The following is a 26001-nucleotide window of genomic DNA, read 5'->3' on the forward strand; positions in this document are numbered from 1 at the left end:
CGAATTTACACAATAAAAAAAGAGTTAACCTTGGTAATTCACTACCGGGTTAACTCTTTTTTTTGGTGCGCTAACTATTGGACGTAGAAATGTTCTTGCTTGGTTTTGACGTGGTACAACAGCAGATATGATACCAACAGACTAGCAATCACGATGATGACGCCACCCCAGACCCAGAAGTAAGCACCTGCAGCGAGTGCCATCGCTAGCCAAATCATCAGGACGGTTGCAATTGCTCCTTTAGCACTGTTGACTGAACCCTTACTTGGTGTCGGTAATTCGTTGAATGGCACCTTGCGCATAAATATGCTAGCGACACATAGAAAGAGCAGGATGCTGAGCGCAGGGCCCGCCAGTAGCATTAAATAATACTTTGGTTTGACGAGGAAGATGGCGACAGCATCGCTCATCAAGCTGATGGGCAGGATGAAACGCATGATGACGGCCTTCAGTGTTGCTCGGCGGTACAAGTTGGTATCTGAATTTGGGATGGCATTCAGAATGGTAAAGCCATTAGCCTGGGTACTTTGATCAAGCATTATGCCAATCATTTGTGCCCCGAAGATTGTTGAGAAACTCAGGAAGGAGAAGATACCGTAATCTTGCATGAAGTCAAAGCCGGCAGCGCTGAATAGTGAGATCTTCATGCTCTCCATGATGCTTCTGGTTGAGCTAACAACCATGATCGCAATAATCAAGAAGCCCATCCCAAACATCGGGTATGTTTTCAACTTAAACTCGCGCTCGTTTTGCATGATGCGCCAGGCCAGTTTGAAATAAGTTCGTTCCTTGGGACTTTTAGCGGCAAGCTTGGTGGCAAGTTTGAACCACCAACCGTTTTTGTTGACAGAACCCTCATTCGAACTGAGTTTAGCTAAATATAGCTCGAACTTACCTGAGTTATTGCGGTAGAGGATGAACATCACCCAAGTGAGGACAAAAGAGAGGACGGTCAAGACAATCAGGTTAACGGTAGCGCCGTTGAACGTCATGAGTGTGACAGGAGCGGCAAACCAGACGGGGAAAGTGAAGGTGTAGAACCATTGGAACGTGTTCGGTAGAAAATCTAATTTGTCGTAGTTCATGAATTGCGGGATGTAGAAGATGGCAACCGTCAGGATGACCATGAAGATCTGCAGTGAGTTCAGCATGTTCTTTAGACGTTCACCACTAAAGGTCTTTAGAATTACGAGGTACAGGAGCATCGCCATGAAGAGGGTGGTCAGGCCAATGAGCAGTGCCATCACCAAAAAGACTAGCCCAGTCAGTGGACCATCATTAATGATACTTGCGATGATGGCTGGCCCAAGGAGACTGAAGAAAGTAAGGAGGACGTAGTAGGAGATATAGGTGAAGCGACTGATATTTAGCGTGCGGTCATCGACGCCCCGTGTGCCCATAATCTCCCGATCCTTTGGGTTTAACAATAAGCCTGAGAAGGATTGGAGCAGCGACATTAAAAGCATGAAGAAGCCCGCTAAGAAGATCAGCCCGTAACGGGAGAACGCGGGTACGGGCATGAATAATAACACGGTCATGAATAAGCCCATGAACAAGTTCAGCCAGATCGACTGGAGGTACTTATTGCGCCCATCTTTTTGCTTGTTGTTAAAGCCATCGCCTCTGTTTGAGTCAATCCGGGTATCCATCAGTAATTTCGTCTTGATGATTAGTCGGAGTTCTGGATAATTAACGCCATTGTTGGTGAAAATTGATTGAAAACGGTCAAGCACCTTGACGAATACTGGTAACTTGTAGGCCTTTGGCTCAATGACTTTATTCCTCTGAAACAGTTGCCGCATCTGGGGCACCTCCTGTCACGATGTTGACGAATTCTGTAGCTTTTTCGCCGTGTTCTTGGAAGCCGGTGAGATCATTGAACAGGCTTTGCAGGGAGGCATTCTGATCGTTATTCACTAGCTCCTGGTAGGTACCGTTCGCGGCAATTGCCCCGTTGTTTAGCATTAGGATTTGGTCACTAAGACGCTGAACGACGTCCATAATGTGGGATGAATAGAAGATGGTCTTACCCTCGTCTCGTAACTTGCCGAGGATTTCTTCAATTACTAGGACAGTGTTAGCGTCGATCCCGTTTAGAGGTTCATCGAGGAAAATAATGTCAGGGTTATGGATCAGTGCACCAATCAACAACACGATTTGGCGCATGCCCTTTGAGAATGTCGCGAGACGTTTGTCAGCGCTCGCGCTTAGGCCGAGCACATCTAGTAATTGGCGCGTCTTCATTTCTGCCTCCGTCGCGTCGATACCATATAGTTCGGCGATGAAGGTGATGTACTCGACCGCGGTCAGAACTTCAAACACATCTGATGCCTCGGGGACATAGCCGATATGTTTCTTGTATTCCTGGTCACCGGCATGAATCAACTCACCATTGATATAGATTTCGCCCGTATCGGGCTCGATTAAGCCCATGATGAGCTTGATAGTGGTACTCTTGCCGGCACCATTTGGACCAATGTAGCCAATGATCTTGCCCGGTTGTACGGCAAAACTCAAGTTGCGTAGCACAACCTTCTCATCGAAGATCTTGCCAATATTCCTCAGTTCAATCGAATAATCCATTTTATACCTCCATGTTTGAGCTGATTGTATCATAATGGAAGTGCTTTTAATAGTTAACTTCCGGGCACAAAAAAAGTAGGTTGGCAGTTAGCCTCACCTACTCAGAGAGTTAATCCTCTTCGTTTTGTAGCTTATTCTTGACAGCGGTACATTGGCGGCGGTAAATCATTTCCTTAATACCGGAAATCAAGAATGTTGGTATTGCTGAGATGAAAAGTAATGCGAGAATGACCAGCTCTGGTAACTGGGCTGTACCCATGACTTTGTGGAAAAGTGGTAGGTAAGTTACGAGTACTGAAGAGATGCCCGCGAAGGCCACCGTCAATAAAAGCACCTTGTTGCTGAACGGGTTGCGGGCGAAGATTGTCCGCTCGCTGCGTGCATCAAAGATGTGCCAGAGTTGCCCAAAGACGAGCATTAGGAACGCCGTGGTCTGTGCTTGGGCTGGTGAAAAGCCGTTTTTCGCCGCCCAGATGAAGGCAAAGAAGACCATGAGGCCCATGGTAAAGCCACGTAATGCCACGCGTTCAAGCATGCGTTTGTTCAGAATTGGTTCTTGCATATTGCGCGGCTTTTGCAGCATGATATCCTTCTCTGCATTATCAAAGCCGAGCGAGAACGATGGCAGTGAATCACTGATCATGTTGACCCAGAGGACCATGACGGCCGTCAGGGATGGGGTGAGCTCTGATACCTGACCGATCGGTCTGGTAACGAAGAACGTGACGAGCAGGAGCGATAGAACCTCACTGACATTTGTGACGAGCTCTTGTCTAATGAAGTTTCTAATGTTGCCGAATATTTGCCGGCCAGCTTCCACGGACTTCTCAATGGTGGTGAACTTGTCATCAAGCAGGATGAGGTCTGCGGAATCTTTCGTGACCTCCGTCCCGTTGATGCCCATCGCAATGCCGATATCGGCGGTCTTGAGTGCGGGTGCATCATTGACCCCATCACCGGTCATTGCCACCACCTCGCTGTTTTGCTGGAGGGCCGAAATGATGCGCTGCTTGTCTCTTGGTGTGACCCGAGCATAGACCCGCGTGTGCTCAACTCTTTGCAGCAATTCCTCATCCGACATCGCTTTGAGCTCCGCACCGGTAATTGCCGGCGCGGATTTAGCATTGATGATTCCTAGGCGAAGGGCAATGGCATTCGCTGTGGCCGCGTGGTCCCCGGTAATCATCACGACTGCCACGCCAGCACGGTGGAGTTTCTTAATTGATGCCTTAACCTCTGGTCGTGGTGGATCAATGATGCCAGCAAGTCCCAGGATAGTGAATTCGGTTTCGAGTTCTGCGACACTCCCGTTGCGCGCTAAATCCTCAGGAACTTGGCGCTCCGCTACAGCTATCGTCCGTAGCGCTTGGTCGGCGAATTCATTGAGTTTTTCGTCGAAAATTGTGGCAGCTTCGGCAAAATCAACGAGCTGATCCTTAATGAGGGCTGCGCTGGCCTTTTGAAACAGCACATCGGGTGCACCCTTCGTGTACACGTAAAAATCATCGTCCTTTTGAACCACCATACTCATCATCTTGCGTGTGCTGTCGAAGGGCAGCACACGAATTATGTTGTAGTCCGGTGCGGGCTGCGAAATTAAGGCGGCATGGTTCTGACCGATTTTTGCGCCCAAGACAACCAAAGACACGTCGGTAGGGTTACCCAGCGGGTAGTATGCTCCATCGTCTGGACTTTGTTGAATAGCGGCCTCGTTGTTTAGGAGGGCAGAGGTGATGAATCTCTCATATAACGGCAGTAACTCGGCTGCTTCCTCCACACCATCGACCAGGGTCACTTCACCGTGGGGCTCGTAACCTTGTCCAGAAACCTCAAAAGTATGGCCGTTAGCGAAGAAGTTGGTCACGGTCATCTCGTTCTTGGTCAGCGTTCCCGTCTTATCAGACGCAATGAATGTTGTAGCGCCAAGCGTTTCCACGCTATTCAAAGACTTTATTAGACCGTTGTTACGGGCCATGATGCCGGCACCAATGGTCAACACGATTGAGAGGACCACCGGCATGGCATCCGGAATTGAGGCCACGGCCACGGCAATGGCCGAGCTGATGTTTGCCATCACTGCCTCAATCGTCACGGCACCGTAGTTCATGTACTCCTTTGCAATACCGTAGATTAGTACTACTGCGACAATGCCCGCCGCCACATACATTAACGTTCTCGTGAGGTTTTTGATGGTTTTCTCAATTGGGGTTGGGGCAATTGGCGTTTCCTGCAGCATGCCTGCAATCTTGCCGAGCTCCGTTGCCATTCCTGTCTGCACGACGACACCCAGTCCGCTACCGTTCATCACGGTCGAGCCGGAGAAGGCCATGTTGGTTTGGTCTCCCAGACCGGTCTCATCCGGTAATGCTGCGGTAGTTTTATTAATCGGGTCGGACTCACCGGTGAGGTGTGATTCATTTAACGAAAGCTCATTGGCTGAGAGAATGCGCAAGTCAGCCTCAATGAAGTCGCCCATTTTAAACTTCACAATATCACCTGGTACGAGGTCTAGCACGTTCACGTGGGACCAGTCGCCCTCACGAAGGACGAGCGCATGGTGGTCGACCATCTTTTTCAGACTATCGAGCGATTTCTTCGCTTGGAGTGTCTGGTAGAAAGTGACTAACGAATTAATTAAGATAATCGCGAGAATCGCCACAGTCTCGTAGACCGCGCTCATCGCGTGTTCCATGTCGTGATTTACGTAGATATCATAGAATGCACTGGCGATGGAGAGCGCGATGGCAATCCAGAGCACGATGACAATCGGCTCTCTTAGGGTATGCAAAAAGACGCTGAGCGGCTTCACCTTCTCCTCACTCTTGAATGTATTCGGCCCAAATTGTTCCTGCCGCGACTTAACCTGCTCGTTCGTCAGCCCGCTGGTCTGGTTCGTTTCCAGTTCCTTTAGCACGGCTTTTCTATGCTTGTTGTAGCTCATAATTCATCTCCCTTATTGGTTCACATGAAATGGCAACAAAAAAAATGCCATTTATGCATTTAAAATTCCTAATAACATTGTTTCATAAAAAATGATAGGTATCAAACCTAACGCCTGAGTTATCTTTGAACAGCGCAATATTGGGAAAAAACAGCAACCTCTAAGATGTTAGATGTTGCTGTGGTAATTCGTTATGCTGATTAATCTGCTAAAAATTGTAAGCTGGCACTGAGGACATTCTCACTATAGTCCATTGCGTGGCCACTACCGGCCACGGTGTGGAGTGTAACGGGTAAATCATCGTGCGCAAGTAAGCTGACGAAATTCAGTGTATCCTGCAAAGGCACTAATTCATTGGTCGAGTTATAGAGCAGGATTGGCCCAATCTTACCGTTGTAGGTTGCTTCGACGTTTAGCTGATTGCGCTCAATGTCTGTCGCCTCCGGACCGAGATATGTTTCAACGAAGTACTTGTAGAATGAGGCGTGAATATCTGTTGGATCTTCTAAACCTAACTCGTTTTTGGCATCGACCGCGGCGTGCACGTCTTCATGCTCGTGTAGCCAACGGGAGAAGTTGAGTGGTGCCGACCAGGTGACTGTCTTGAAGCCGTACTTCATGGAGAGGACTAGGGCCATGGTGCCACCAACACTCGCGCCAATCTGGACTATTTGATCCTCTGCAGCGTAATAATCGCTCTGCAGCAACCATTTGATGAGCCTGGCACTGTCTTCATGCGCGCTTGGAAAGGTATGTCTCGGTGCCAGTCTGTAATTGGGAATTAGTACTTTAAAACCATTATTTGCGGCAATCTCCCCAATTGGTTGTGCGCTAGATTTATCGCCGCGGAACCAACCACCACCGTGCCAGAAGACCAATATTTTGCCATTTTCGTGTTCTGGTAGGTACAAGTCGAAGGCGAGGTTTCTATCTGGATCGAATACCAGCTCTTTTTTAACTGTAATCATTACTAATACTCCTGTTGATAAATTTTAAAATCTATTGAAATACTGCTTCATTCTGTCGGTCAAAAAGCAGCTCGTGCTGCATTCTGTAGCACAATTTGGTTTCTACATTAAGCAGATTACGTGTGCTGATTGCAGTGGTTAACTTGGACAAGCGTAGACCATAACCACCTGCTGGGTCAAGTGAGCCACTCATTATGAGAAGGCGATAATCTGCCGGTAAACCAGCCAACCAGTCGTCAGAAGTCGTGGTTAGCGCCAGTTGTGCAATCAGTTGCCAGCTAGCGAGGGTGTAATCATAGCCCACCAGTGGTTCTAGTTCTAGCTGCTTTCTAACCATTGGGTTGTTTGTGACCCAGCCAAACTTCTCTCCGGATTGGAAATCCTGGTTGAATACGTTGTTTGCTTTTTGATTCAATTCGCGGGTTAGTCTGGTACTCTCAAGTGGTTGAAATGACTTGATTGCAGGTGCAAATAGCTTTGCCACAGAGGGAAGGTTAATAATTCCAATTAAGATTGCCGCCTGTTAGAGCTCATGGTCCTCTTGCAGTAGTTCGGTAACCACGATGGAGCCGAGTGAACGACCGAGGATAATCAGGGGGATCTCGGGATAAAACTGACGGCAAGCTAGGCTCACGTTTTTACTGCGTGTGACAATTTCAGGTGTTGGTGTACTTATTTGTGTCTGTGGAATAATGTTGCCCAGATCATTCCGCTTGAGAACGGCCTTACCCTTACCGAAGTGGTCATGGCCAATCACCAGAATGTTTTGTTGGTTCAGGAAGTGGGCGAAATGGTCGTAACGGTCGATATAATCAGACATCCCGGTGATGATTTGGACAATTGCCCGCGGCTTTTTGACCGGCCACAGAGTATAATAATTTGCACTGGTACCGTTTACTGCTTTAAGATAATCAATTATTTCCATACGAGCCTCTACCGGGTGACTTCTGGACTAAAAAACAATTAAACATACAAACATGTTTTATGATGGAGGAGAATAGAATAAGCATGATTAATTCGCGCCGATTTGAATTGAGAAAAGTACATGAAGACGAGCTGGAGCAGCAACTAGGATTGCTGAATCAGGCGAAAACAATTCTACAGGAACGTAACATACCGCAATGGCAGGAGGGCCCTTACCCGAGCATGTCAGATTTAGAGCATGACTTCGCACTGGGGCAAAGCTACGGCTTTTTCTCAGGAAAGACCTTGGTGGCGACTGCCGCAGTTAGTGCTGTGCAGAATCCGCTCTATGACGACGAGCGGTTCCAAAAGAATGAACACTATCTCATAGTGCACCGGTTCGCTGTCAGCTCGACTTTTGCCGGGCAGGGTATTGGGACCAAGTTCTTGCAAGCAATCATTGAGAATGCCCAGAAACGGGGGATCTATGATCTGAGAATTGATACACATCCCCGGAATTTCGCCATGCAAAAGACAATCATTCGGGCCGGATTCCACGAGGTCGGTGAGCTGATTCTCCCCGCGATTACAAACCCAGAAAGAATTGTTTATCAGGTTACCACAAATTAATTGACTTGGGCCGTTGGTTTTCGTCCACTGAGGACCCGAATGACCTCCTCCACGGCCATTGTGGCCATGTTCATTGCGGCCTCTGTGGTCCTGGCACCGATATGCGGTGTGATGATGGTGTTTGGTAAATCACGGAGCTGACTCGCGAGTGGAAGTGGCTCTGTTGCGAAAACATCAAGGCCGGCACCCGCTATTTCGCCCGATTGAAGGGCCTTGACTAAGGCAGATTCGTCGATGACGCCACCACGTGCAGTATTGACAATATATGCCGTCGGTTTCATTTGTTTGAGCAAGTCGGCATTTACTAGCTGGTGGGTATCTGGTGTGTCTGGGACGTGGATGCTAATGATATCGCTCTCGGCGACTAGTCTCGTTAGTGAGACGTATTCACCATACTTGAATTCCCGCTTCGTTCGGTTAGCAATCAGAATTTTGGCATTGAAGGCATGAAGTCTCTCCTCGACTTCCTGGGCAATGTGCCCGTAACCGATTAAACCAACGGTTTTGTGCGCCAGTTCTAGGCCAAATGGAGCATCTGCGATCAACGAATTATCCTGTGACTTCAGCGCCTGATTATAGCGTGGTGTGAGTGTTAGTAGGTTTAAAATCAAGGTGAGAGTTAGCTCGGCAACGCTCGTCGCGTTTGCACCTGGCGTGTTCGTGACGGTGACGCCAGCTTTCGTGGCTGCGTCCAGGTCAATGTTGTCATACCCAACGCCAAAGCGTGCGACCAGTTTCAGCGTAGGCAGAGCTGCAAAGACTGTGGCGTCTACGGGCGTCGTGTTCAAAATGATGGCGTCTACGCCTTTAGCCTCCTCGATTAAGGATGTGGTGCTGGCCATCCTACCCCTAACGACCTCAAAGTGGTTGTTAGTGAGTATCTCAATTGCTGCTTCCGGCATGAAATTGGGTACCAATACTTTTTTACTCATGTTTTCCTCCTGCTTCACTGAAACCAACACCGATTAGAAATTGAATTGGCTACAATGAAATTTATTTGACTTGACTACCAGTTAGCTATAAATTGAATACTATTGCTTATATATTACTATTATACAAATTACGACAAAGAGTTTCTTCTTTTTGACTCTTGGATGGGGATTTATGAAAATTTTTAAAAGAATTCTACAAATTTTGGGTGTAGTCTTGCTGACTGCCTACCTGGTTTTTGCCTGGGTGAAGAATACGCAAGAAAACGCCTCAACCGCGAGCACTACAGATACGAACGTGATTCGCATTGGGACCGAGGGGACCTACGAGCCGTTCTCTTACTATAATAAGGATAATCAACTCGTTGGGTTTGATGTTGACGTGGCCAAAGCCGTTTTCAAGGAGCTTGGGATGAAAGTACAGTTCATTGACGCTCCTTGGGATTCCATGATTGCGGCGTTTAATGCTGGCAAGACCGACATCGTCTTTAATCAGGTGGGAATCACACCCGAGCGGAAGGCGAAGTTCTTATTATCGACACCGTATAGTTACTCGCATGCTTCCCTCATTGTGCACAAAAACAATTCAAATATCACGTCGTTCAATGACTTGCGGGGTAAGAGAAGCGCCCAGTCGTTAACCAGCAATTACGGCGCGCTGGCTGAGAAATATGGAGCGAAAATCGTCAACACGGATGCGTTTACTAAGGGAGCGGACCTCATCATTGAGGGGCGCGCCGATGCCACCTTAAACGATGACGTCGTATTCTACGATTACCTCAAACATAAGCCAAATGCCCCATTGAAGATTGTGAAAAAGGCGGCGGACAGTGTACCAACTGCGGCCTTGATTCACCGTAATCAACAGTCGCTGAAACAAAAGGTGGACCAAGCGTTGAATAAGCTCCGGGCAAACGGTGAATTAATCAAAATCTCTGAGCGCTATTTCGGAAAGGACATCACGAAGAATTAATATGAAAAATATCGTTTTTGATTCAATCTTACCGCTACTAGAATCTGCCGTGATGGTCACTATTCCCCTAACGATTATCGCATTTATCTTCGGCCTAATAATTGCCATCCTGACGGCTGTGGTGCGGCTGTCGCACGTGAAGGTGATTAAGCAACTCTTCGGACTCTATGTCTGGATCTTTCGTGGTACGCCGCTATTAGTCCAACTGTTTATTATTTATTTCGGTCTCCCATCAGTTGGTATTCGGCTCGATGCGTGGACTGCCTCGGTGATTGCCCTATCGCTCAATACAGGAGCGTATGCATCGGAGGCCATTCGCTCCGCAATCCTCTCCATTGATGTGGGCCAATGGGATGCTGCCACGAGTCTCGGTATGTCCCGGTGGATGGTGCTGCGGCGGATTATCGCACCACAAGCGCTTCGTGTTGCATTGCCACCGCTCTCAAACTCGTTAATTAGCCTGGTTAAGGACACTTCATTAGCATCTAGCATTACGTTGCTCGAAATGTTCATGACATCGCAAAGAATTGCAGCTAGAACGTTTGAGCCACTATTGATGTACAGCGTGGTTGCGCTATACTACCTGGTGCTCTCAACGTTGTTGACGTTCTTGCAACAGTACTTAGAGAAACATGCATCACGATTTATACGGGAGGAATAGTATGCTGGAATTGAAGAACATTAATGTAAGCTATCAGAACCATTCTGTGATTGAGGATCTTTCAATCGCCTTCAAAGAACAGGAAACTACGGCAATTGTTGGGCCTAGCGGCGCCGGGAAAAGCACGCTGCTCCGCACCCTCAACCTGTTGAATATTCCCACATCAGGCGTGATCAGTTTCAACGGACAGGAGCTCACCTTCCCGAAAAAATACCCCAAGAAGTTTCTCAACCGTTTCCGGCAAAACTTTGGGATGGTCTTTCAGAATTTCAATCTTTTCCCGCATCTAACGGTACTAGAGAACGTAATGGAAGGGCCCGTACATGTCCAAAAGCGGGATCGTAAAACGGTGGAGCAGGAGGCACGCAAATCCTTAACCAAGGTGGGCTTGGCCGCTAAAGCCGATAGCTACCCAGCCCAACTATCAGGCGGACAACAACAGCGTGTGGCCATTGCCCGTGCGATGGCCATGCACCCCAAATTCTTATTCTTCGACGAGCCCACAAGCGCGCTTGACCCCGAGCTAGAGAACGAGGTTTTAAATGTGATTGGTGAGCTGGCAAGCAAGCAGAATTCGCAAATCATCGTCACGCATAACCTGAACTTCGCCCGAGAAGCTGCCGACCGCATTATTTTCTTTGAGGACGGTCAGGTGCTCTTCGACGGCACACCAGACGAGTTTTTTGCTAGTGATTCCCCGAGAATTCAACAATTTACCAAGAAAATTTTAAAATAGAATCACTAATCGTGCTTTTTCTGATATCATGGTGAGAGCATACATTTACCTTAAAGTAAATGTTTGATCTAACATCAATTTTTTGGGGGAAGAAGATGGAATATTCACTAGCAACACAACTTATTGCAGAATTTATTGGGACAGCATTCATGGTGCTTTTGGGGAACGGCTCCGTGGCAAATGTTGAACTGGAAGGCACAAAGGGGCACCACGGCTCATGGCTCATTATCGCCATTGGATACGGAATGGGTGTGATGATTCCGGCACTCATGATAGGCTCTGTCTCCGGTAACTACATCAATCCGGCGTTTGTCATCGGCATGGCTTCGGTAGGTTCACTAGCATGGGGCAAGGCCTTGTTGTTTATTGTCGTGGAATTTTTAGGAGCCATGGCCGGCCAATTGGTGGTTGTGGCAATGCACAAGCCATATTATGACAAGACAACTAATCCGACTGCTATCTTGGGTACATTCTCAACTATTGAAAATACGGGAAGTAAGCTCAACGGCTTCGTCAGCGAATTCTTCGGTAGTTTCGTGCTTTTCTTCGGTGCGTTAGCACTGACGCACAACGCGTTCAACGGCAAAGCAGATCTTGAGGTGGCCCACATTGGGCTCGGTTTCTTAGTCATGGCCCTTGTGGCCTCGATGGGTGGCCCAACTGGTCCGGCATTGAATCCGGCGCGTGATTTGGGTCCGCGGATTTTACACGCCATCCTACCGTTGAAGAACAAGGGTGATTCACAATGGGACTATGCTTTGATTCCCGTGATTGCCCCGATTTTGGCAGCCGTTTGTGCCGCATTTCTTTTCCGTGGCATATTCGGACTATAATCTAACAGAATACTATTAAATATCAGGCTGAGGTGACTCGGCCTTTTTTGATGACAAAAATGTAAGTTCTAATTTGTGCTGAATACAGCTATGATAATGTAATATGGTAGACGAAAGCTAGGTGAAGAAATGTCCATGTCCCCGAAAACATCCCGCAGGATAATCAATATCGTAACCATTGTGAGCTTCGTGGTTCTGGTGTTGTTGACAATCTATTGGTGGCGCCTCGGAATATTTGAGTCACAGGCCAAGATGCGGGGCTATTTAGCTGATAAACAAATTCTGGGCCCAATTATCTTCGTAATTATTCAAATAGTTCAGGTGGTCATTCCAATCATTCCTGGTGGTATTAGTCTGGTCGGTGGCGTGCTGTTCTTCGGCCCTATTTGGGGATTTGTTTATAATTATGTCGGTATCGTGATTGGTTCGATTATCAATTTCTATCTTGCGCGTTACTATGGTAAGCCATTCATTCTCCACATTGTCTCGGAGAATACCTACAACAAATACGAGGCCAGAACGAAGGATCAGAAGAAATTCGATATCTTTTTTGCCTTATGTATTGTGCTGCCCTTGGCACCAGATGATATACTTTGTATGATAGCCGGGCTGACAAAAATGAAATTTTCACGTTTTCTGTGGATTATTCTCTTACTGAAGCCATGGACGATTCTAGCTTACAGCATGGGGATGCTCTATGGTGGAAAGTGGCTGTTCAAGTTAATTGGAAAGTGACAATTTGGTCGTGAAATTAGAAACCAAACGAACATATTTACGTAAATTTGTTGAATCTGACGTGACACAGATTTTTAAATGGGGGCAAAATCCGGTGTACAAGCGTACAGCGGGTTTTTCTAATATTAAAGATAAGTATCAGGCAAAGCAGGCCATTGCACAGTATATGGCCCGGCCGTTGAGCTTCGCTGTGGTCCTAAAAGAGACTGATGAAGTGATTGGCGTTGTGGAGCTCAGTAATCGGGGTGAGGAGCAGGAATCGGGGTTACTGGCGACCAAGGAGTTGGGTCTCATGTTGGATCAGGCATATTGGGGTCAACACATCATGAGTGAAGTACTGCCGCTAATTATTGACTTTGCCCGGGACGAACTCCACCTGACTGAGCTTTGGGCTGGCGTTTATCCGGATAACAAGGCATCGAAAAATCTCTTATTGAAGTTTCATTTTGAATATAAATATCAGGTCGATTACTCGGTGATGTACCAATTTGCGGACTATCAAGAGGATTACTATCGCCTGAAGCTCAACTAGATTAGCTGTACGTTTTACGAAATATATTGTATTTTATAAAAATTAGCATATAATTATGATAGAAATATTAAACAGGGGTCTGGGGTGTAGAGCTGTAATTACAAAAGATGGAGTCAGAAGATGGATTTAGCGACTGAGGTATTTTTAACTAGTGCTGAACAAGAGCGTTTTACTCTTTTCTCGATTATCAAGTCATACTTGGAGCGAGTCTACATTTTTAAAAATCAGGATCAACCGTTACGCGATACTTTCGAACGTGATTATACTGCGGTAAATCTGCGTGAGATTGCGAAGATTACGGGTAAGACATACGGCTCTGTCTATAACACATACTTGCAAATAATTGAGGATTTCAAGAATATTTTCGTAGAGGATGATCCGAAGGAAAGTGAAATATTCAATTACGAGGCCGACCTGTATCGATTCTACTTAATGACTAATTCGTACAGCTATAAGTTTATTAAAATCAGTTTGAAGGATGAGCATACTTCACTAGATGAATTTCTGAAGCAGAATGATATTAGTAAGGCTACGGCGATGCGCCACTTTAAGCCTCTACGCCAGCACCTTAAACAGTACGGCGTGCGGATGGTCTACGATCAAATTGGCTTTACGGGCGATGAGGTCTTAATTAGACTGGCAGTGACCAATCTCTTATGGATTGGCACAAACGGTATTACCTGGCCATTCATCCTCATCAACCACGACACCGTTGACCGACTTTTCAAACAAATTATGCGGGACTTTGGTTTCGAAGAAACAAATCATGCAACATCTGAACTATTCAGATATTATGTGGCTGTTGCATTGGAGCGGATTTTGGGTGGTCATCTGGTGGAGGACAATGAAACACTCAGACTACTGCGTTTTCCTTTTCCGTCCACTATTAAACGTTTCTTAGATGAGACGGATAATGATCTGTTAAAAGACCATCCGCCGTTAGTCGAGCTCACCGAATCTGCGTCACTCTATCTGATTTTGAATGGTCTTCCCTTCAAGTACGAGACCATTCAACCAATTGATTTTCTCCTGAAATCAATCAAACATTACAACAGCAATATTTATGATTTCGTTGATGACTTCATCAATCTGTTGCCGCCTGAGTTGTTAGATCAATTCAACATGTCAATTCTCGAAAAGAAACAATTCAAGTTAAATTTAGCGCAGGTCGTAATTGGGGTAATTACCTTCAAGGAACTGTATCAGGTTGTCATCGATGACTTCTTCGGCAATGAAAGTTTCTACGCGATCGATGAACAGAAGAATTTGAAAGAGATCGTTGATCAATCATTCGACCAATTGGTGCGGGATAAAAATGAATTTGAGCTGGATAAACTCAATGTGGTCAAGTACGGTTTCTACCAGATTTTACGGCGAATGAGCGTCTTTGTGAAAGTCAATACGACCGTGAAAGTGGCGATTAATGCTCCGGTCAATACGGCAGCATACGATGATATGTATAATTTCCTTCAGAGTATCCGCTTTGTTGAGTTACAGAAATTCATGGATATTGACGAGACAACGGACGTGATTGCGACCACAATTTCTCGTAGGGAGGAATTTCAGCCTAAAGCTCCAAATGCGATTATCACGCATGTAGATGACCCGTTGACCGATGTGACTTTTGGGTTGCTCACCATTCTTATTTTTAGAACGTGGCGCCATAAACTAACCGGGCAGTGACCGGCTTCAAAGAACCTTTAACTTACTAAAAAAAGATGGTATAATTTTGAAAACACGAAATTCCAGACTGATTCAGAGAGCTCATGAGTGGTGTGAATGAGTAGAGGTCGTTCCAAATTTCTAATGTGGGTAGGTAATGCTACACGGCTATTGGCCGTTATCCAATCTTGAGTGTGACTCATATTTGAGTTGAACTAGGGTGGTACCGCGAATCTAAGACTAATTCGTCCCTATAGGGATTATTAGTCTTTTTATTTTGCAATTAACAAGGAGGAACCATAATGCTAGACATCAAAAAAATTAGAAATAATACTGAGTGGGCGAAGGAAAAACTAGCAACAAGAGGTGTTAAACCGGAAGAGATTGATACGCTATTGGCGATTGACAATGAGCGACGCGAAGTCCTGCTCGAGAACGAGCAACTACGAAACAGACGAAATGAAGTTTCAGACCAGATTGCAGTTCAGAAGAGAAATCACGAAGATGCCGGTGCCGTTATTGCGGAAATGCGTGCGGTGGGTCAGCAAATTAAGGAACTTGATGTGAAGGAGCAAGAGCTAACCGCTAAGCAGACGGATATTTTGCTCCGTTTACCGAACTTTCCGGATGATTCTGTGCCGGTGGGTGCAGACGAATCTGCAAATCAAGAGTTGCGGCAGTGGGGACAAAAGACTGAGTTCACGTTTGAGCCAAAGTCTCACTGGGAGATTGGGGAAGATTTAGGTATCCTGGACTTTGAACGCGGTGCGAAGGTATCGGGAAGCAGATTTCTATACTACAAGGGTCTTGGTGCTCGTTTGGAGCGCGCTGTCTACAACTTTTTCCTTGATAAACATGTTGCAGAAGGCTACGAAGAAATTATCACCCCGTACCTGGTGAACGAACAATCAATGATTGGCACTGGCCAATTTCCTAAGTTCACTGAAGATGTATACACAATCATTGATGAGGATAACCCACTGACCTTAATCCCAACGGCCGAGGTACCGCTGGTAAACTACTATCGGGGCGAAATTATCCCAACGGAGAAATTACCAGTTAACTTCACCGCACTCTCGCCTGCTTTTCGCTCGGAGGCTGGTAGTGCAGGTCGAGATACGCGCGGACTCATTCGTTTGCATCAGTTCAATAAGGTTGAGATGGTTAAGTTTACTAAGCCAGAAGATTCTTGGAATGAGCTGGAGAAGCTCACTAAAGATGCAGAAGATCTGCTGCAGAAATTGGGATTGCCATATCATGTTATTGCCTTGTCAACTGGGGATGCCAGTTTCACATCGGCTAAGACGTATGATTTAGAAGTTTGGATTCCAGCCCAGAATACGTACCGTGAAATTTCCAGTTGCTCAAACTGTACAGATTTCCAAGCAAGGCGTGCGCAGATTAGGTATCGTAATGACGACGGCAAGTTGGAGTTCGTGCATACTTTGAATGGCTCTGGCCTGGCTGTTGGTAGGACGGTGGCTGCAATTCTTGAGAACTATCAAAATGAGGATGGAAGTGTCACTATCCCTGAGGTGTTACGGCCATATATGGGTAATATCAGCAAGATTGAGAAAGTAGATTAATAAGCAACACATGAACAGCCTGTCGCGGTGATATAGCGCAGGTTGTTTTTCTTTTGAGAAAAATCAAAATTTCACTTGCAAAAGCATTTTTCGTCAGGTAATATATTTCATGTTGCCTGACCAGTTAGCAATTTTCTGGTTGAAATAATTTAAACAAATTACTTGTCAAATTATTTACTAAGTGGTAACATTTATAAGTCGTCAATGGCGACACAGTAGACCTTTGAAAACTGAACAAAGTTTCGATTTAAGTGTGCGGGGGGTTAAACCCCTAAAGATTTAAGCGAAGTCAATTCGTGAATAAACAATAAAACTAAGAGCTATTTGAAGAATATCTCAAGATAAAAATTGAGAGTTTGATCCTGGCTCAGGATGAACGCTGGCGGCGTGCCTAATACATGCAAGTCGAACGAGTTCTGGTTAAGAGTAGCGGTGCTTGCACCAAAGCGATTAACAATGGAACGAGTGGCGGACGGGTGAGTAACACGTGGGTAACCTACCCTATAGCGGGGGATAACATTTGGAAACAGATGCTAATACCGCATAACAACAACTATCACATGATAGATGTTTGAAAGATGGCGAAAGCTATCACTAAAGGATGGACCTGCGGCGTATTAGTTAGTTGGTAAGGTAACGGCTTACCAAGACGATGATACGTAGCCGACTTGAGAGAGTGATCGGCCACATTGGGACTGAGACACGGCCCAAACTCCTACGGGAGGCAGCAGTAGGGAATCTTCCACAATGGACGAAAGTCTGATGGAGCAACGCCGCGTGAGTGAAGAAGGGTTTCGGCTCGTAAAACTCTGTTATTGGAGAAGAAGGATAAGGTAAGTAACTGTACTTTATTTGACGGTAACCAACCAGAAAGTCACGGCTAACTACGTGCCAGCAGCCGCGGTAATACGTAGGTGGCAAGCGTTATCCGGAATTATTGGGCGTAAAGCGAGTGCAGGCGGTTGTATAAGTCTGATGTGAAAGCCCTCGGCTCAACCGAGGAATTGCATCAGAAACTGTATAACTTGAGTGCAGAAGAGGAGAGTGGAACTCCATGTGTAGCGGTGGAATGCGTAGATATATGGAAGAACACCAGTGGCGAAGGCGGCTCTCTGGTCTGTAACTGACGCTGAGGCTCGAAAGCATGGGTAGCGAACAGGATTAGATACCCTGGTAGTCCATGCCGTAAACGATGAGTGCTAAGTGTTGGGAGGTTTCCGCCTCTCAGTGCTGGAGCTAACGCATTAAGCACTCCGCCTGGGGAGTACGACCGCAAGGTTGAAACTCAAAGGAATTGACGGGGGCCCGCACAAGCGGTGGAGCATGTGGTTTAATTCGAAGCAACGCGAAGAACCTTACCAGGTCTTGACATCTAGCGCCAATCCCAGAGATGGGACGTTTCCTTCGGGAACGCTAAGACAGGTGGTGCATGGTTGTCGTCAGCTCGTGTCGTGAGATGTTGGGTTAAGTCCCGCAACGAGCGCAACCCTTATTACTAGTTGCCAGCATTAAGATGGGCACTCTAGTGAGACTGCCGGTGACAAACCGGAGGAAGGTGGGGATGACGTCAAATCATCATGCCCCTTATGACCTGGGCTACACACGTGCTACAATGGGCGGTACAACGAGTTGCGAACTTGTGAAAGTAAGCGAATCTCTAAAAACCGTTCTCAGTTCGGATTGTAGGCTGCAACTCGCCTACATGAAGCTGGAATCGCTAGTAATCGTGGATCAGCATGCCACGGTGAATACGTTCCCGGGCCTTGTACACACCGCCCGTCACACCATGAGAGTTTGTAACACCCAAAGCCGGTGAGGTAACCATTAATGGAGCCAGCCGTCTAAGGTGGGATAGATGATTAGGGTGAAGTCGTAACAAGGTAGCCGTAGGAGAACCTGCGGCTGGATCACCTCCTTTCTAAGGAAGCGAGTGGGAAGAAGCGTAGGAATACGTGGAAGCCACGCGACAAAAGCACACGAGAAACTTTGTTTAGTTTTGAGAGGTTTACTCTCAAGAACAGAATATCTAAAATTCAAGCGAAATCGGGCCTATAGCTCAGCTGGTTAGAGCGCACGCCTGATAAGCGTGAGGTCGATGGTTCGAGTCCATTTAGGCCCATAGCTTTTACGGAAGCTAGGAATAAGATATGGGGGTTTAGCTCAGCTGGGAGAGCGCCTGCCTTGCACGCAGGAGGTCATCGGTTCGATCCCGTTAACCTCCATAGGACGAGAAGTCCTATGAGTAGCACATTGAAAACTGAATACGATTCAAAGAAAGAAAACCGAGAATATAAAAAAGAGTGCAGCTGACACCGTTAAATCAAAGAGCGATTAAGGCAGACTTCAAAGGTCACGTAGTGACTGAAGAAGGCGACTTAAGGCGAATTGATTGGTGGCAGTTGCACGACTAGGAATATTCAATGCGAACGAAAAAGCCGAGAACGAAGTGAGGAATCACTAAAAATATTTGTAGGTTAAGTTAAGAAGGGCGCACGGTGAATGCCTAGGCACTAGGAGCCGATGAAGGACGTGACAAACAACGAAATGCTTCGGGGAGTCGTAAGTAGATTATGATCCGGAGATGTCCGAATGGGGGAACCCAGTAACGAGAGTTACTATCGTATATTGAATACATAGGTATACGAAGGAAGACGCGGTGAACTGAAACATCTCAGTAGCTGCAGGAAGAGAAAGAAAGATCGATTTCCCAAGTAGCGGCGAGCGAACAGGAAAGAGCCCAAACCAATAAGCTTGCTTATTGGGGTTGTAGGACTGCAAGAGAGTACAAGCAGGTATAGTCGAATAAGTTGGGAAACTTAGACAGAGAAGGTGAGATCCCTGTAGACGAAATATCAACTTGACGAAGCAGGATCCTGAGTACGGCGGGACACGTGAAACCCCGTCGGAATCTGGGAGGACCATCTCCCAAGGCTAAATACTCCCTAGTGACCGATAGTGAACCAGTACCGTGAGGGAAAGGTGAAAAGCACCCCGGGAGGGGAGTGAAAGAGAACCTGAAACCGTGTGCCTACAAGTAGTCAAAGCCCGTTAAAGGGTGATGGCGTGCCTTTTGTAGAATGAACCGGCGAGTTACGTTATGATGCGAGGTTAAGACGGAAAGGTCGGAGCCGGAGCGAAAGCGAGTCTGAAGAGGGCGAGATAGTATCATGATGTAGACCCGAAACCAAGTGACCTACCCATGTCCAGGTTGAAGGTGTGGTAAAACGCACTGGAGGACCGAACCCACGTATGTTAAAAAATGCGGGGATGAGGTGTGGGTAGCGGTGAAATTCCAAACGAACTTGGAGATAGCTGGTTCTCTCCGAAATAGCTTTAGGGCTAGCCTCGGGGGAATGATAATGGAGGTAGAGCACTGTTTGGACTAGGGGCCCGTCAAGGGTTACTGAATTCAGATAAACTCCGAATGCCATGTATCAATTACCCGGGAGTCAGACTGCGAGTGATAAGATCCGTAGTCGAAAGGGAAACAGCCCAGATCACCAGTTAAGGTCCCAAAATCTATGCTAAGTGGAAAAGGAAGTGGAGTCGCGCAGACAACTAGGATGTTGGCTCAGAAGCAGCCACCATTTAAAGAGTGCGTAATAGCTCACTAGTCGAGTGGCGCTGCGCCGAAAATGTACCGGGGCTAAGCATAGTACCGAAACTGTGGATGCATGATGAAAGTCATGTGTGGTAGGAGAGCGTTCTAAGGGCGGAGAAGGTAGATCGAGAGGACTACTGGAGCGCTTAGAAGTGAGAATGCCGGTATGAGTAGCGAGAGATAAGTGAGAATCTTATCCACCGAATGACTAAGGTTTCCTGGGGAAGGCTCGTCCTCCCAGGGTTAGTCGGGACCTAAGGCGAGGCCGAAAGGCGTAGTCGATGGATAACAGGTAGAGATTCCTGTACTAAGAGTTAACGTTTGAGTAATGGAGGGACGCAGGAGGATAAGGAAAGCGTGCGGCTGGATATGCACGTCCAAGTGTCAAGTCTGAGGGTGAGTTAAATGCTTATCTTTGTCAGGACAAGATATGATGGGGAGCGAAATTAAGTAGCGAAGTTCCTGATTTCACACTGCCAAGAAAAGCTTCTAGCGAGTTAACAATTACCCGTACCGCAAACCGACACAGGTAGTCGAGGAGAGAATCCTAAGGTGAGCGAGAGAACTATCGTTAAGGAACTCGGCAAAATGACCCCGTAACTTCGGGAGAAGGGGTGCTGATAGAGATATCAGCCGCAGTGAATAGGCCCAAACAACTGTTTATCAAAAACACAGGTCTCTGCAAAATCGAAAGATGACGTATAGGGGCTGACGCCTGCCCGGTGCTGGAAGGTTAAGAGGAGATCTTAGATTCGTCGAAGGATTGAATTGAAGCCCCAGTAAACGGCGGCCGTAACTATAACGGTCCTAAGGTAGCGAAATTCCTTGTCGGGTAAGTTCCGACCCGCACGAAAGGCGTAATGATTTGGGCACTGTCTCAACGATAGACTCGGTGAAATTATAATACCCGTGAAGATGCGGGTTACCCGCGACAGGACGGAAAGACCCCATGGAGCTTTACTGTAGCTTGATATTGAGTATTTGTGAAACATGTACAGGATAGGTAGGAGCCGAAGAAGAGAGTACGCTAGTATTCTTGGAGGCGCTGGTGGGATACTACCCTTGTTTTATGAATCCTCTAACCTGCACCACTAAGCGTGGTGAGGGACAGTGTCTGGTGGGCAGTTTGACTGGGGCGGTCGCCTCCTAAAGTGTAACGGAGGCGCTCAAAGGTTCTCTCAGAATGGTTGGAAATCATTCGCAGAGTGTAAAGGTATAAGAGAGCTTGACTGCGAGAGCGACAACTCGAGCAGGTAGGAAACTAGGACTTAGTGATCTGGTGGTACCGCATGGAAGGGCCATCACTCAACGGATAAAAGCTACCCTGGGGATAACAGGCTTATCTCCCCCAAGAGTCCACATCGACGGGGAGGTTTGGCACCTCGATGTCGGCTCGTCGCATCCTGGGGCTGTAGTCGGTCCCAAGGGTTGGGCTGTTCGCCCATTAAAGCGGCACGCGAGCTGGGTTCAGAACGTCGTGAGACAGTTCGGTCCCTATCCGTCGCGGGCGTAGGAAATTTGAGAGGAGCTGTCCTTAGTACGAGAGGACCGGGATGGACATACCGCTGGTGTACCAGTTGTTCTGCCAAGGGCATCGCTGGGTAGCTATGTATGGAAGGGATAAGCGCTGAAAGCATCTAAGTGCGAAGCCCCCCTCGAGATGAGATTTCCCATTCGTAAGAAGTAAGACACCTTAAAGAATATGAGGTAGATAGGCTGGGAGTGGAAGTACAGTGATGTATGGAGCGGACCAGTACTAATCAGTCGAGGACTTAACCAAGAAGTAGCTTAAGCACAATAGGCAAACGCAAAAGGTTTTCTAGAAAAGAATCGTATTTAGTTTTGAGTGTGAGAATACTCAGAAGAAGAGTGTGGTGGCGATAGCAAGAAGGATACACCTGTTCCCATGCCGAACACAGAAGTTAAGCTTCTTAACGCCGATAGTAGTTGGTGGGAGACTGCCTGCGAGGATAGGAAGTTGCCACGCTTTTTTTTTATTCCGGATTAGCTCAGTTGGTAGAGCGCTTGACTGTTAATCAAGATGTCGTCAGTTCGAGTCTGACATCCGGAGCTTAGGGGAGGATTAGTCGTTGACTAATCCTTTTTTGGTGGAAAAAATAGACACTCAATCTAGGTTGAGTGTTTATTTGAATTTATGCTGACTTCGTCAAGAGTGTGGGTACAGGGAAAACAGGGATGTTAATTGTGACCGATTCAAGCGCTGACGTTCCGACAGTTTCAAAACAGCTCAACAAGTTGTTTCCCAAGTACCAACAGAAGTCGCGTTATGCATTGACTCATGGTGAATTTGCTGCATCTTACAATAAGCTACTCACCATGCTAATAGTGGGTGTTCTGATTCTTACTGGTTTATTGACGTTGATTTTCGTGTTTCTTAATCGCCAGCTGATTGGTGCTAGACGGAAGGAATTGGCAATTCTTTATAGTCTGGGTTATTCGAAGACCGATGTGGTAAAAATCATTGCTGGTGGAATTATCAGCCAATTCGTGGGAATTTATTTGGGTGCTACCTTAATTGTCTACTTACTCAAAACTTTCCTATTGGATCGTTTCTCTTACGGTGCGATGTTCACCTCGCTGTACTCATTCTCAAACCAGATTGTCATTGTGATTATCATGTTGATAGCCATTCCAATTTCTGTTTTGTGGGGCGTTTCTTCCGTAAAAAAGAAAAAATTCATTGAGAGTTTGAGGTAGGGCAAATGAGGAAGAAACTTTTGATTGTTCTCGGTATTATTATACCGGCAGTTGGTGCCGTGTTCTATCTGAAAGATCGTGGTAAGACAGTGATTGCTGAGCAAAATACTGTGCTAGTTACCAGTAAAAAAACGGCCATAAAAACCGTGATTACGATTAGTTCAAGAAATAAAAAACAAGATTTAAGTACTGAGATTACCGATTCCGACCACTACACAATTTATTCAACCGGCAAAATGCCCTGGAACCGTGATGATGGAACAATAATTAAGCTAGAGTACGAATTACTATCTGATGGCACAGTGAAACGGCCAAACGGGACGATTGTCAAAGATTCTGACCACTTGAACGTTGAACTTCCGTATGCAGCTGATAAGAGTCAGCTAGTTAAACTTAGATAAATAAATTTAAAAAAGATGTGCTCATTTTTACACATCTTTTTGAGGTTAGTAATTTATAATAGGTGATACCAATTAGATACTGTTGATAAATCTTGCTAAATGTTCATTATGTGGCGAAATATCTTTGAAAACGCCGGTATTTTCTAGAATATGAGTAAAAACCAGTCCAATTTGCTGCTGCACAAAAGTATCTGGATCCTGCTCGGCCGTGTATGCTTGTTTAAGCTCTTCAGCCCACGCTTGATGGATGTTCTTCACCGCGCTTTTCTTGCCGGTGATATAGTTAGTGACCTCAGTCAATTCCGTCCTAAGACGGCCCGGTAGGATTGCCAAGCCCATTGCCTCAATCAGGCCAATATTTTCTTGCTTAATGTGTTGATATTCAGGGTGAACGTGAAAAATTCCATCAGGATAGACTGCTGATGTATTGTTGTCTCGCAAAAGAATGTAGAGGGTGTATTTTTGGCCGTTTTTGCGGACAATTGGATTAATTGAGTGATGCCAAACAGCGGCATCACGTGCCCCGATACCCAAATCCTGATCGTCAAATTGTAACCAGGCCTGCAAGATTTTGTCGGCGTAATCCACTAACTTATTCCGATTGGTGGACTCTAGCCTAATTGTCGTCACGGGCCAGTTGAGGACAGCAGCGCGAACTTCCGACTCACCAGTTGCAAAAGTGAATGCTGCCTGGGCACGTTCAAGTGGAAAGACATGCTTACCGCCCTGATAGTGTTCGTGTGCGAGCATCGAACCGCCAATAATCGGCAGTCCGGCGTTGCTACCGAGAAAATAGTGGGGGAAGATATCCACGAAGTCAAACAGGTTAACGAAAGTATCGTGATTAATCCGCATTGGTTCATGTTGCTTATCGATCACGATGACGTGCTCATTAAAGTATTCGTATGGCGAAAACTGCATTGCCCAGGGATGATTATTCAGGGTCAACCTGATTAAGCGGTGAGCACTTCGTTCCGGGTAGCCAGCACCGCCTAAATAGCCCTCATTTTGAAAGCACAGGAGACACTGCGGGTAATCTCTTTTCGGTGCTAGTTTGGCCGCGGCAATCTCTGCAGTTGTTTTCTCGGGTTTAGACAGGTTGATTGTGAGTTCCAATTCACCGTAAACTGAGGGCTCGGTGAATTGAATGTTTCTTGCTATGTCGGCTACTTTGAGGTAATCGCTGGCCACTGACAGGTGATGGAAATAATCTGTAGCGGCACTTGGACCGTTTGCCTGGTATTCGGACCAGAATTGGCGGTTAACGGCACTCGGTACGGGTGTGTATAAATCTAATAATTGAGCAACCTGGACTTCATTTGTGGCCAATTTCTGTGCGGTTTGGAGCGCAGAAAAAGACACAGGTACTGTGAGCTCCCGTGCTTCATCTTGAACGATCGTCAGTACTTTGTTGGCTAAGTATGTCTGATCAATTTCTTCAAATTGATGGTTATTTACAATAATTAAAGAAGCCAGATGTTCAACTGCATTTACGTTCAAAGCTAGTCTCCATATCCATTTGGGTGTTTCTGGTGCCACTGCCAGGCGCTGCTAATGATCGTATCGATTTGCTCGTAACGAGGTGTCCATTCGAGGATTTCACGCGCCTTTTTGCTCATTGCTACAAGCGAATCAGGATCACCGCCGCGTCGAGCACCAATTTCGTAAGGAATATTCACTCCGGTAACCTTGATGGCACTCTGTAGAATTTCTAGGTTAGAGAAACCATTTGAGGAGCCCAGGTTAAAGACGTTACTTGGATTCCCGGCCTGTAAGTACTTCATCGCCGCGATATGGGCATCGATGAGGTCGAGGACGTGGACGTAATCACGTACGTTTGTGCCATCCTTCGTGTTGTAGTCGTTACCGAAAATGGTAATCCGATTCCGGTTACCAAGTGCGGTATCTAGGATGATTGGAATCAAGTGAGTCTCTGGGTGGTGCGCTTCGCCGATTGAACCGTCGAGCTTAGCGCCAGCAACGTTAAAGTAGCGGAGTGCGACGAATTTGATGCCATAGGCCTGGTCAGCCCAACCCATGATTTTCTCCATCATCAGCTTGCTCTCGCCGTATGGATTGATTGGATTAGTTGGTGATGATTCCGTAATTGGTAATTCTTTGGGTACACCATACGTTGCGGCCGTGGAGGAGAAGACTATTTGATTCACACCATGGTTCTTCATAACTTCAAGGAGGTTGACCAATCCCGCCGTATTGTTTTTGAAATACTTAAGGGGCTTAGTCATTGATTCGGATACAAGTGAGAACGCGGCAAAGTGCATGACGGTCTCGATCTCTTCCTGCTCGAAGACGTTATTCAAGAATTGTTCATCTAAAATATCGCCCTTGTAAAATTTGGCCTGCTTGTTCACTGCTGCTCTATGTCCTGTGACTAAAGAATCAACAACGACGGTATCGTATCCTTCATTAACAAGTGTATCTACTGCGTGGGAACCAATGTAGCCGGCGCCACCAAGTACTAAAATACTCATAAATTATTCCTTTCGATTTCTCTAAATGTAGTTCCATTCTACCACATAATTTAATATATTAAGTAAAAAAAATATGTTTGGAATTTCTTGCGCTATTTGCTATAATGATTGTTGTTC

The 26001-nt window shown here is 46.4% G+C and carries 20 protein-coding genes, 3 tRNA genes and 3 rRNA genes; 17 read left to right on the forward strand and 9 right to left on the reverse strand.

Annotation, left to right across the window (positions count from 1 at the left end; all coding sequences use genetic code 11):
• Nucleotides 1–74: 74 nt before the first annotated feature.
• From LA20533_RS05915 to LA20533_RS05940, 6 genes are all read right to left on the reverse strand, one after another.
• Nucleotides 75–1802 (reverse strand): hypothetical protein, encoded by a 1728-nt coding sequence (locus LA20533_RS05915; protein WP_056945810.1) that lies wholly within the window; start codon nt 1800–1802, stop codon nt 75–77.
• A complete protein-coding gene (locus LA20533_RS05920; RefSeq protein ID WP_056945811.1) occupies nt 1777–2583 on the reverse strand; it encodes an ABC transporter ATP-binding protein in 807 nt (268 codons plus the stop codon). Before LA20533_RS05920 ends, LA20533_RS05915 begins: the two co-directional genes overlap by 26 nt.
• 109 nt (nt 2584–2692) lie before the next feature.
• Nucleotides 2693–5527, reverse strand: a complete 2835-nt coding sequence (locus LA20533_RS05925) for a cation-translocating P-type ATPase (RefSeq protein WP_371857359.1) — start codon at nt 5525–5527, stop codon at nt 2693–2695.
• Between the two features lie 197 nt (nt 5528–5724).
• Nucleotides 5725–6492: an alpha/beta hydrolase gene (locus tag LA20533_RS05930; protein ID WP_056945813.1), complete on the reverse strand. Its 768-nt coding sequence runs from the start codon at nt 6490–6492 to the stop codon at nt 5725–5727.
• Between the two features lie 31 nt (nt 6493–6523).
• A complete protein-coding gene (locus LA20533_RS05935; protein WP_054746231.1) occupies nt 6524–6976 on the reverse strand; it encodes a hypothetical protein in 453 nt (150 codons plus the stop codon).
• A 39-nt stretch (nt 6977–7015) separates the two neighbouring features.
• On the reverse strand, nt 7016–7417 hold the full coding sequence (locus LA20533_RS05940; protein ID WP_056945814.1) for a serine aminopeptidase domain-containing protein: 402 nt from the start codon (nt 7415–7417) through the stop codon (nt 7016–7018).
• 83 nt (nt 7418–7500) lie between these two features.
• On the opposite strand from LA20533_RS05940, the gene LA20533_RS05945 reads away from it, so the two are divergent.
• The gene (locus LA20533_RS05945; RefSeq protein WP_054746233.1) at nt 7501–8025 is read left to right on the forward strand and encodes a GNAT family N-acetyltransferase; all 525 of its coding nucleotides are present in this window, start codon (nt 7501–7503) and stop codon (nt 8023–8025) included.
• On the opposite strand, the gene LA20533_RS05950 is transcribed toward LA20533_RS05945, so the two are convergent.
• On the reverse strand, nt 8022–8957 hold the full coding sequence (locus LA20533_RS05950; protein ID WP_056945815.1) for a phosphoglycerate dehydrogenase: 936 nt from the start codon (nt 8955–8957) through the stop codon (nt 8022–8024). The genes LA20533_RS05945 and LA20533_RS05950 overlap by 4 nt on opposite strands.
• Before the next feature lie 172 nt (nt 8958–9129).
• Here LA20533_RS05950 and LA20533_RS05955 point away from each other — a divergent pair, with 172 nt between their 5' ends.
• The 16 genes from LA20533_RS05955 (at nt 9130) to LA20533_RS06030 (ending at nt 23392) form a co-directional block, all read left to right on the forward strand.
• On the forward strand, nt 9130–9927 hold the full coding sequence (locus LA20533_RS05955; protein WP_082611531.1) for an amino acid ABC transporter substrate-binding protein: 798 nt from the start codon (nt 9130–9132) through the stop codon (nt 9925–9927).
• A 1-nt stretch (nt 9928) separates the two neighbouring features.
• Nucleotides 9929–10588: an amino acid ABC transporter permease gene (locus LA20533_RS05960; RefSeq protein WP_056945816.1), complete on the forward strand. Its 660-nt coding sequence runs from the start codon at nt 9929–9931 to the stop codon at nt 10586–10588.
• 1 nt (nt 10589) lies between these two features.
• A complete protein-coding gene (locus tag LA20533_RS05965; RefSeq protein WP_056945817.1) occupies nt 10590–11324 on the forward strand; it encodes an amino acid ABC transporter ATP-binding protein in 735 nt (244 codons plus the stop codon).
• 95 nt (nt 11325–11419) lie between these two features.
• Nucleotides 11420–12157: an MIP/aquaporin family protein gene (locus tag LA20533_RS05970; RefSeq protein ID WP_056945818.1), complete on the forward strand. Its 738-nt coding sequence runs from the start codon at nt 11420–11422 to the stop codon at nt 12155–12157.
• Between the two features lie 135 nt (nt 12158–12292).
• Nucleotides 12293–12892, forward strand: a complete 600-nt coding sequence (locus LA20533_RS05975; protein WP_056945819.1) for a TVP38/TMEM64 family protein — start codon at nt 12293–12295, stop codon at nt 12890–12892.
• 10 nt (nt 12893–12902) lie between these two features.
• Nucleotides 12903–13424, forward strand: a complete 522-nt coding sequence (locus LA20533_RS05980; RefSeq protein ID WP_075362844.1) for a GNAT family N-acetyltransferase — start codon at nt 12903–12905, stop codon at nt 13422–13424.
• Between the two features lie 120 nt (nt 13425–13544).
• Complete coding sequence (locus tag LA20533_RS05985; RefSeq protein ID WP_054746236.1) at nt 13545–15107, forward strand: helix-turn-helix domain-containing protein; 1563 nt, start codon at nt 13545–13547, stop codon at nt 15105–15107.
• Nucleotides 15108–15388: 281 nt separating this feature from the next.
• Nucleotides 15389–16672, forward strand: coding sequence for a serine--tRNA ligase (gene serS / locus LA20533_RS05990; protein ID WP_056945820.1), 1284 nt, complete (start codon nt 15389–15391; stop codon nt 16670–16672).
• Between the two features lie 344 nt (nt 16673–17016).
• Nucleotides 17017–18590 (forward strand): 16S ribosomal RNA (locus tag LA20533_RS05995).
• 127 nt (nt 18591–18717) lie between these two features.
• Nucleotides 18718–18791, forward strand: a tRNA-Ile gene (locus LA20533_RS06000).
• Nucleotides 18792–18821: 30 nt separating this feature from the next.
• Nucleotides 18822–18894, forward strand: a tRNA-Ala gene (locus LA20533_RS06005).
• Nucleotides 18895–19144: 250 nt separating this feature from the next.
• Nucleotides 19145–22053, forward strand: a 23S ribosomal RNA gene (locus tag LA20533_RS06010).
• Between the two features lie 90 nt (nt 22054–22143).
• Nucleotides 22144–22260 (forward strand): 5S ribosomal RNA (gene rrf, locus LA20533_RS06015).
• Together the 16S, 23S and 5S rRNA genes with 3 tRNA genes alongside form the textbook arrangement of a ribosomal RNA operon.
• Before the next feature lie 11 nt (nt 22261–22271).
• A tRNA-Asn gene (locus LA20533_RS06020) sits at nt 22272–22344 on the forward strand.
• Between the two features lie 134 nt (nt 22345–22478).
• The gene (locus tag LA20533_RS06025) at nt 22479–22991 is read left to right on the forward strand and encodes an FtsX-like permease family protein (RefSeq protein WP_162254396.1); all 513 of its coding nucleotides are present in this window, start codon (nt 22479–22481) and stop codon (nt 22989–22991) included.
• Between the two features lie 5 nt (nt 22992–22996).
• Complete coding sequence (locus LA20533_RS06030; protein WP_056946934.1) at nt 22997–23392, forward strand: hypothetical protein; 396 nt, start codon at nt 22997–22999, stop codon at nt 23390–23392.
• Between the two features lie 72 nt (nt 23393–23464).
• On the opposite strand, the gene LA20533_RS06035 is transcribed toward LA20533_RS06030, so the two are convergent.
• Entirely contained in the window at nt 23465–24892 is a 1428-nt protein-coding gene (locus tag LA20533_RS06035; protein ID WP_056946931.1) for a UDP-glucose--hexose-1-phosphate uridylyltransferase, read from the reverse strand.
• A gap of 2 nt (nt 24893–24894) precedes the next feature.
• A complete protein-coding gene (galE, locus tag LA20533_RS06040; RefSeq protein ID WP_054746343.1) occupies nt 24895–25884 on the reverse strand; it encodes a UDP-glucose 4-epimerase GalE in 990 nt (329 codons plus the stop codon).
• Nucleotides 25885–26001 lie beyond the last annotated feature (117 nt).

Origin of the sequence: Amylolactobacillus amylophilus DSM 20533 = JCM 1125 (assembly GCF_001936335.1) — a bacterium.
Taxonomy (GTDB): Bacteria; Bacillota; Bacilli; order Lactobacillales; family Lactobacillaceae; genus Amylolactobacillus; species Amylolactobacillus amylophilus.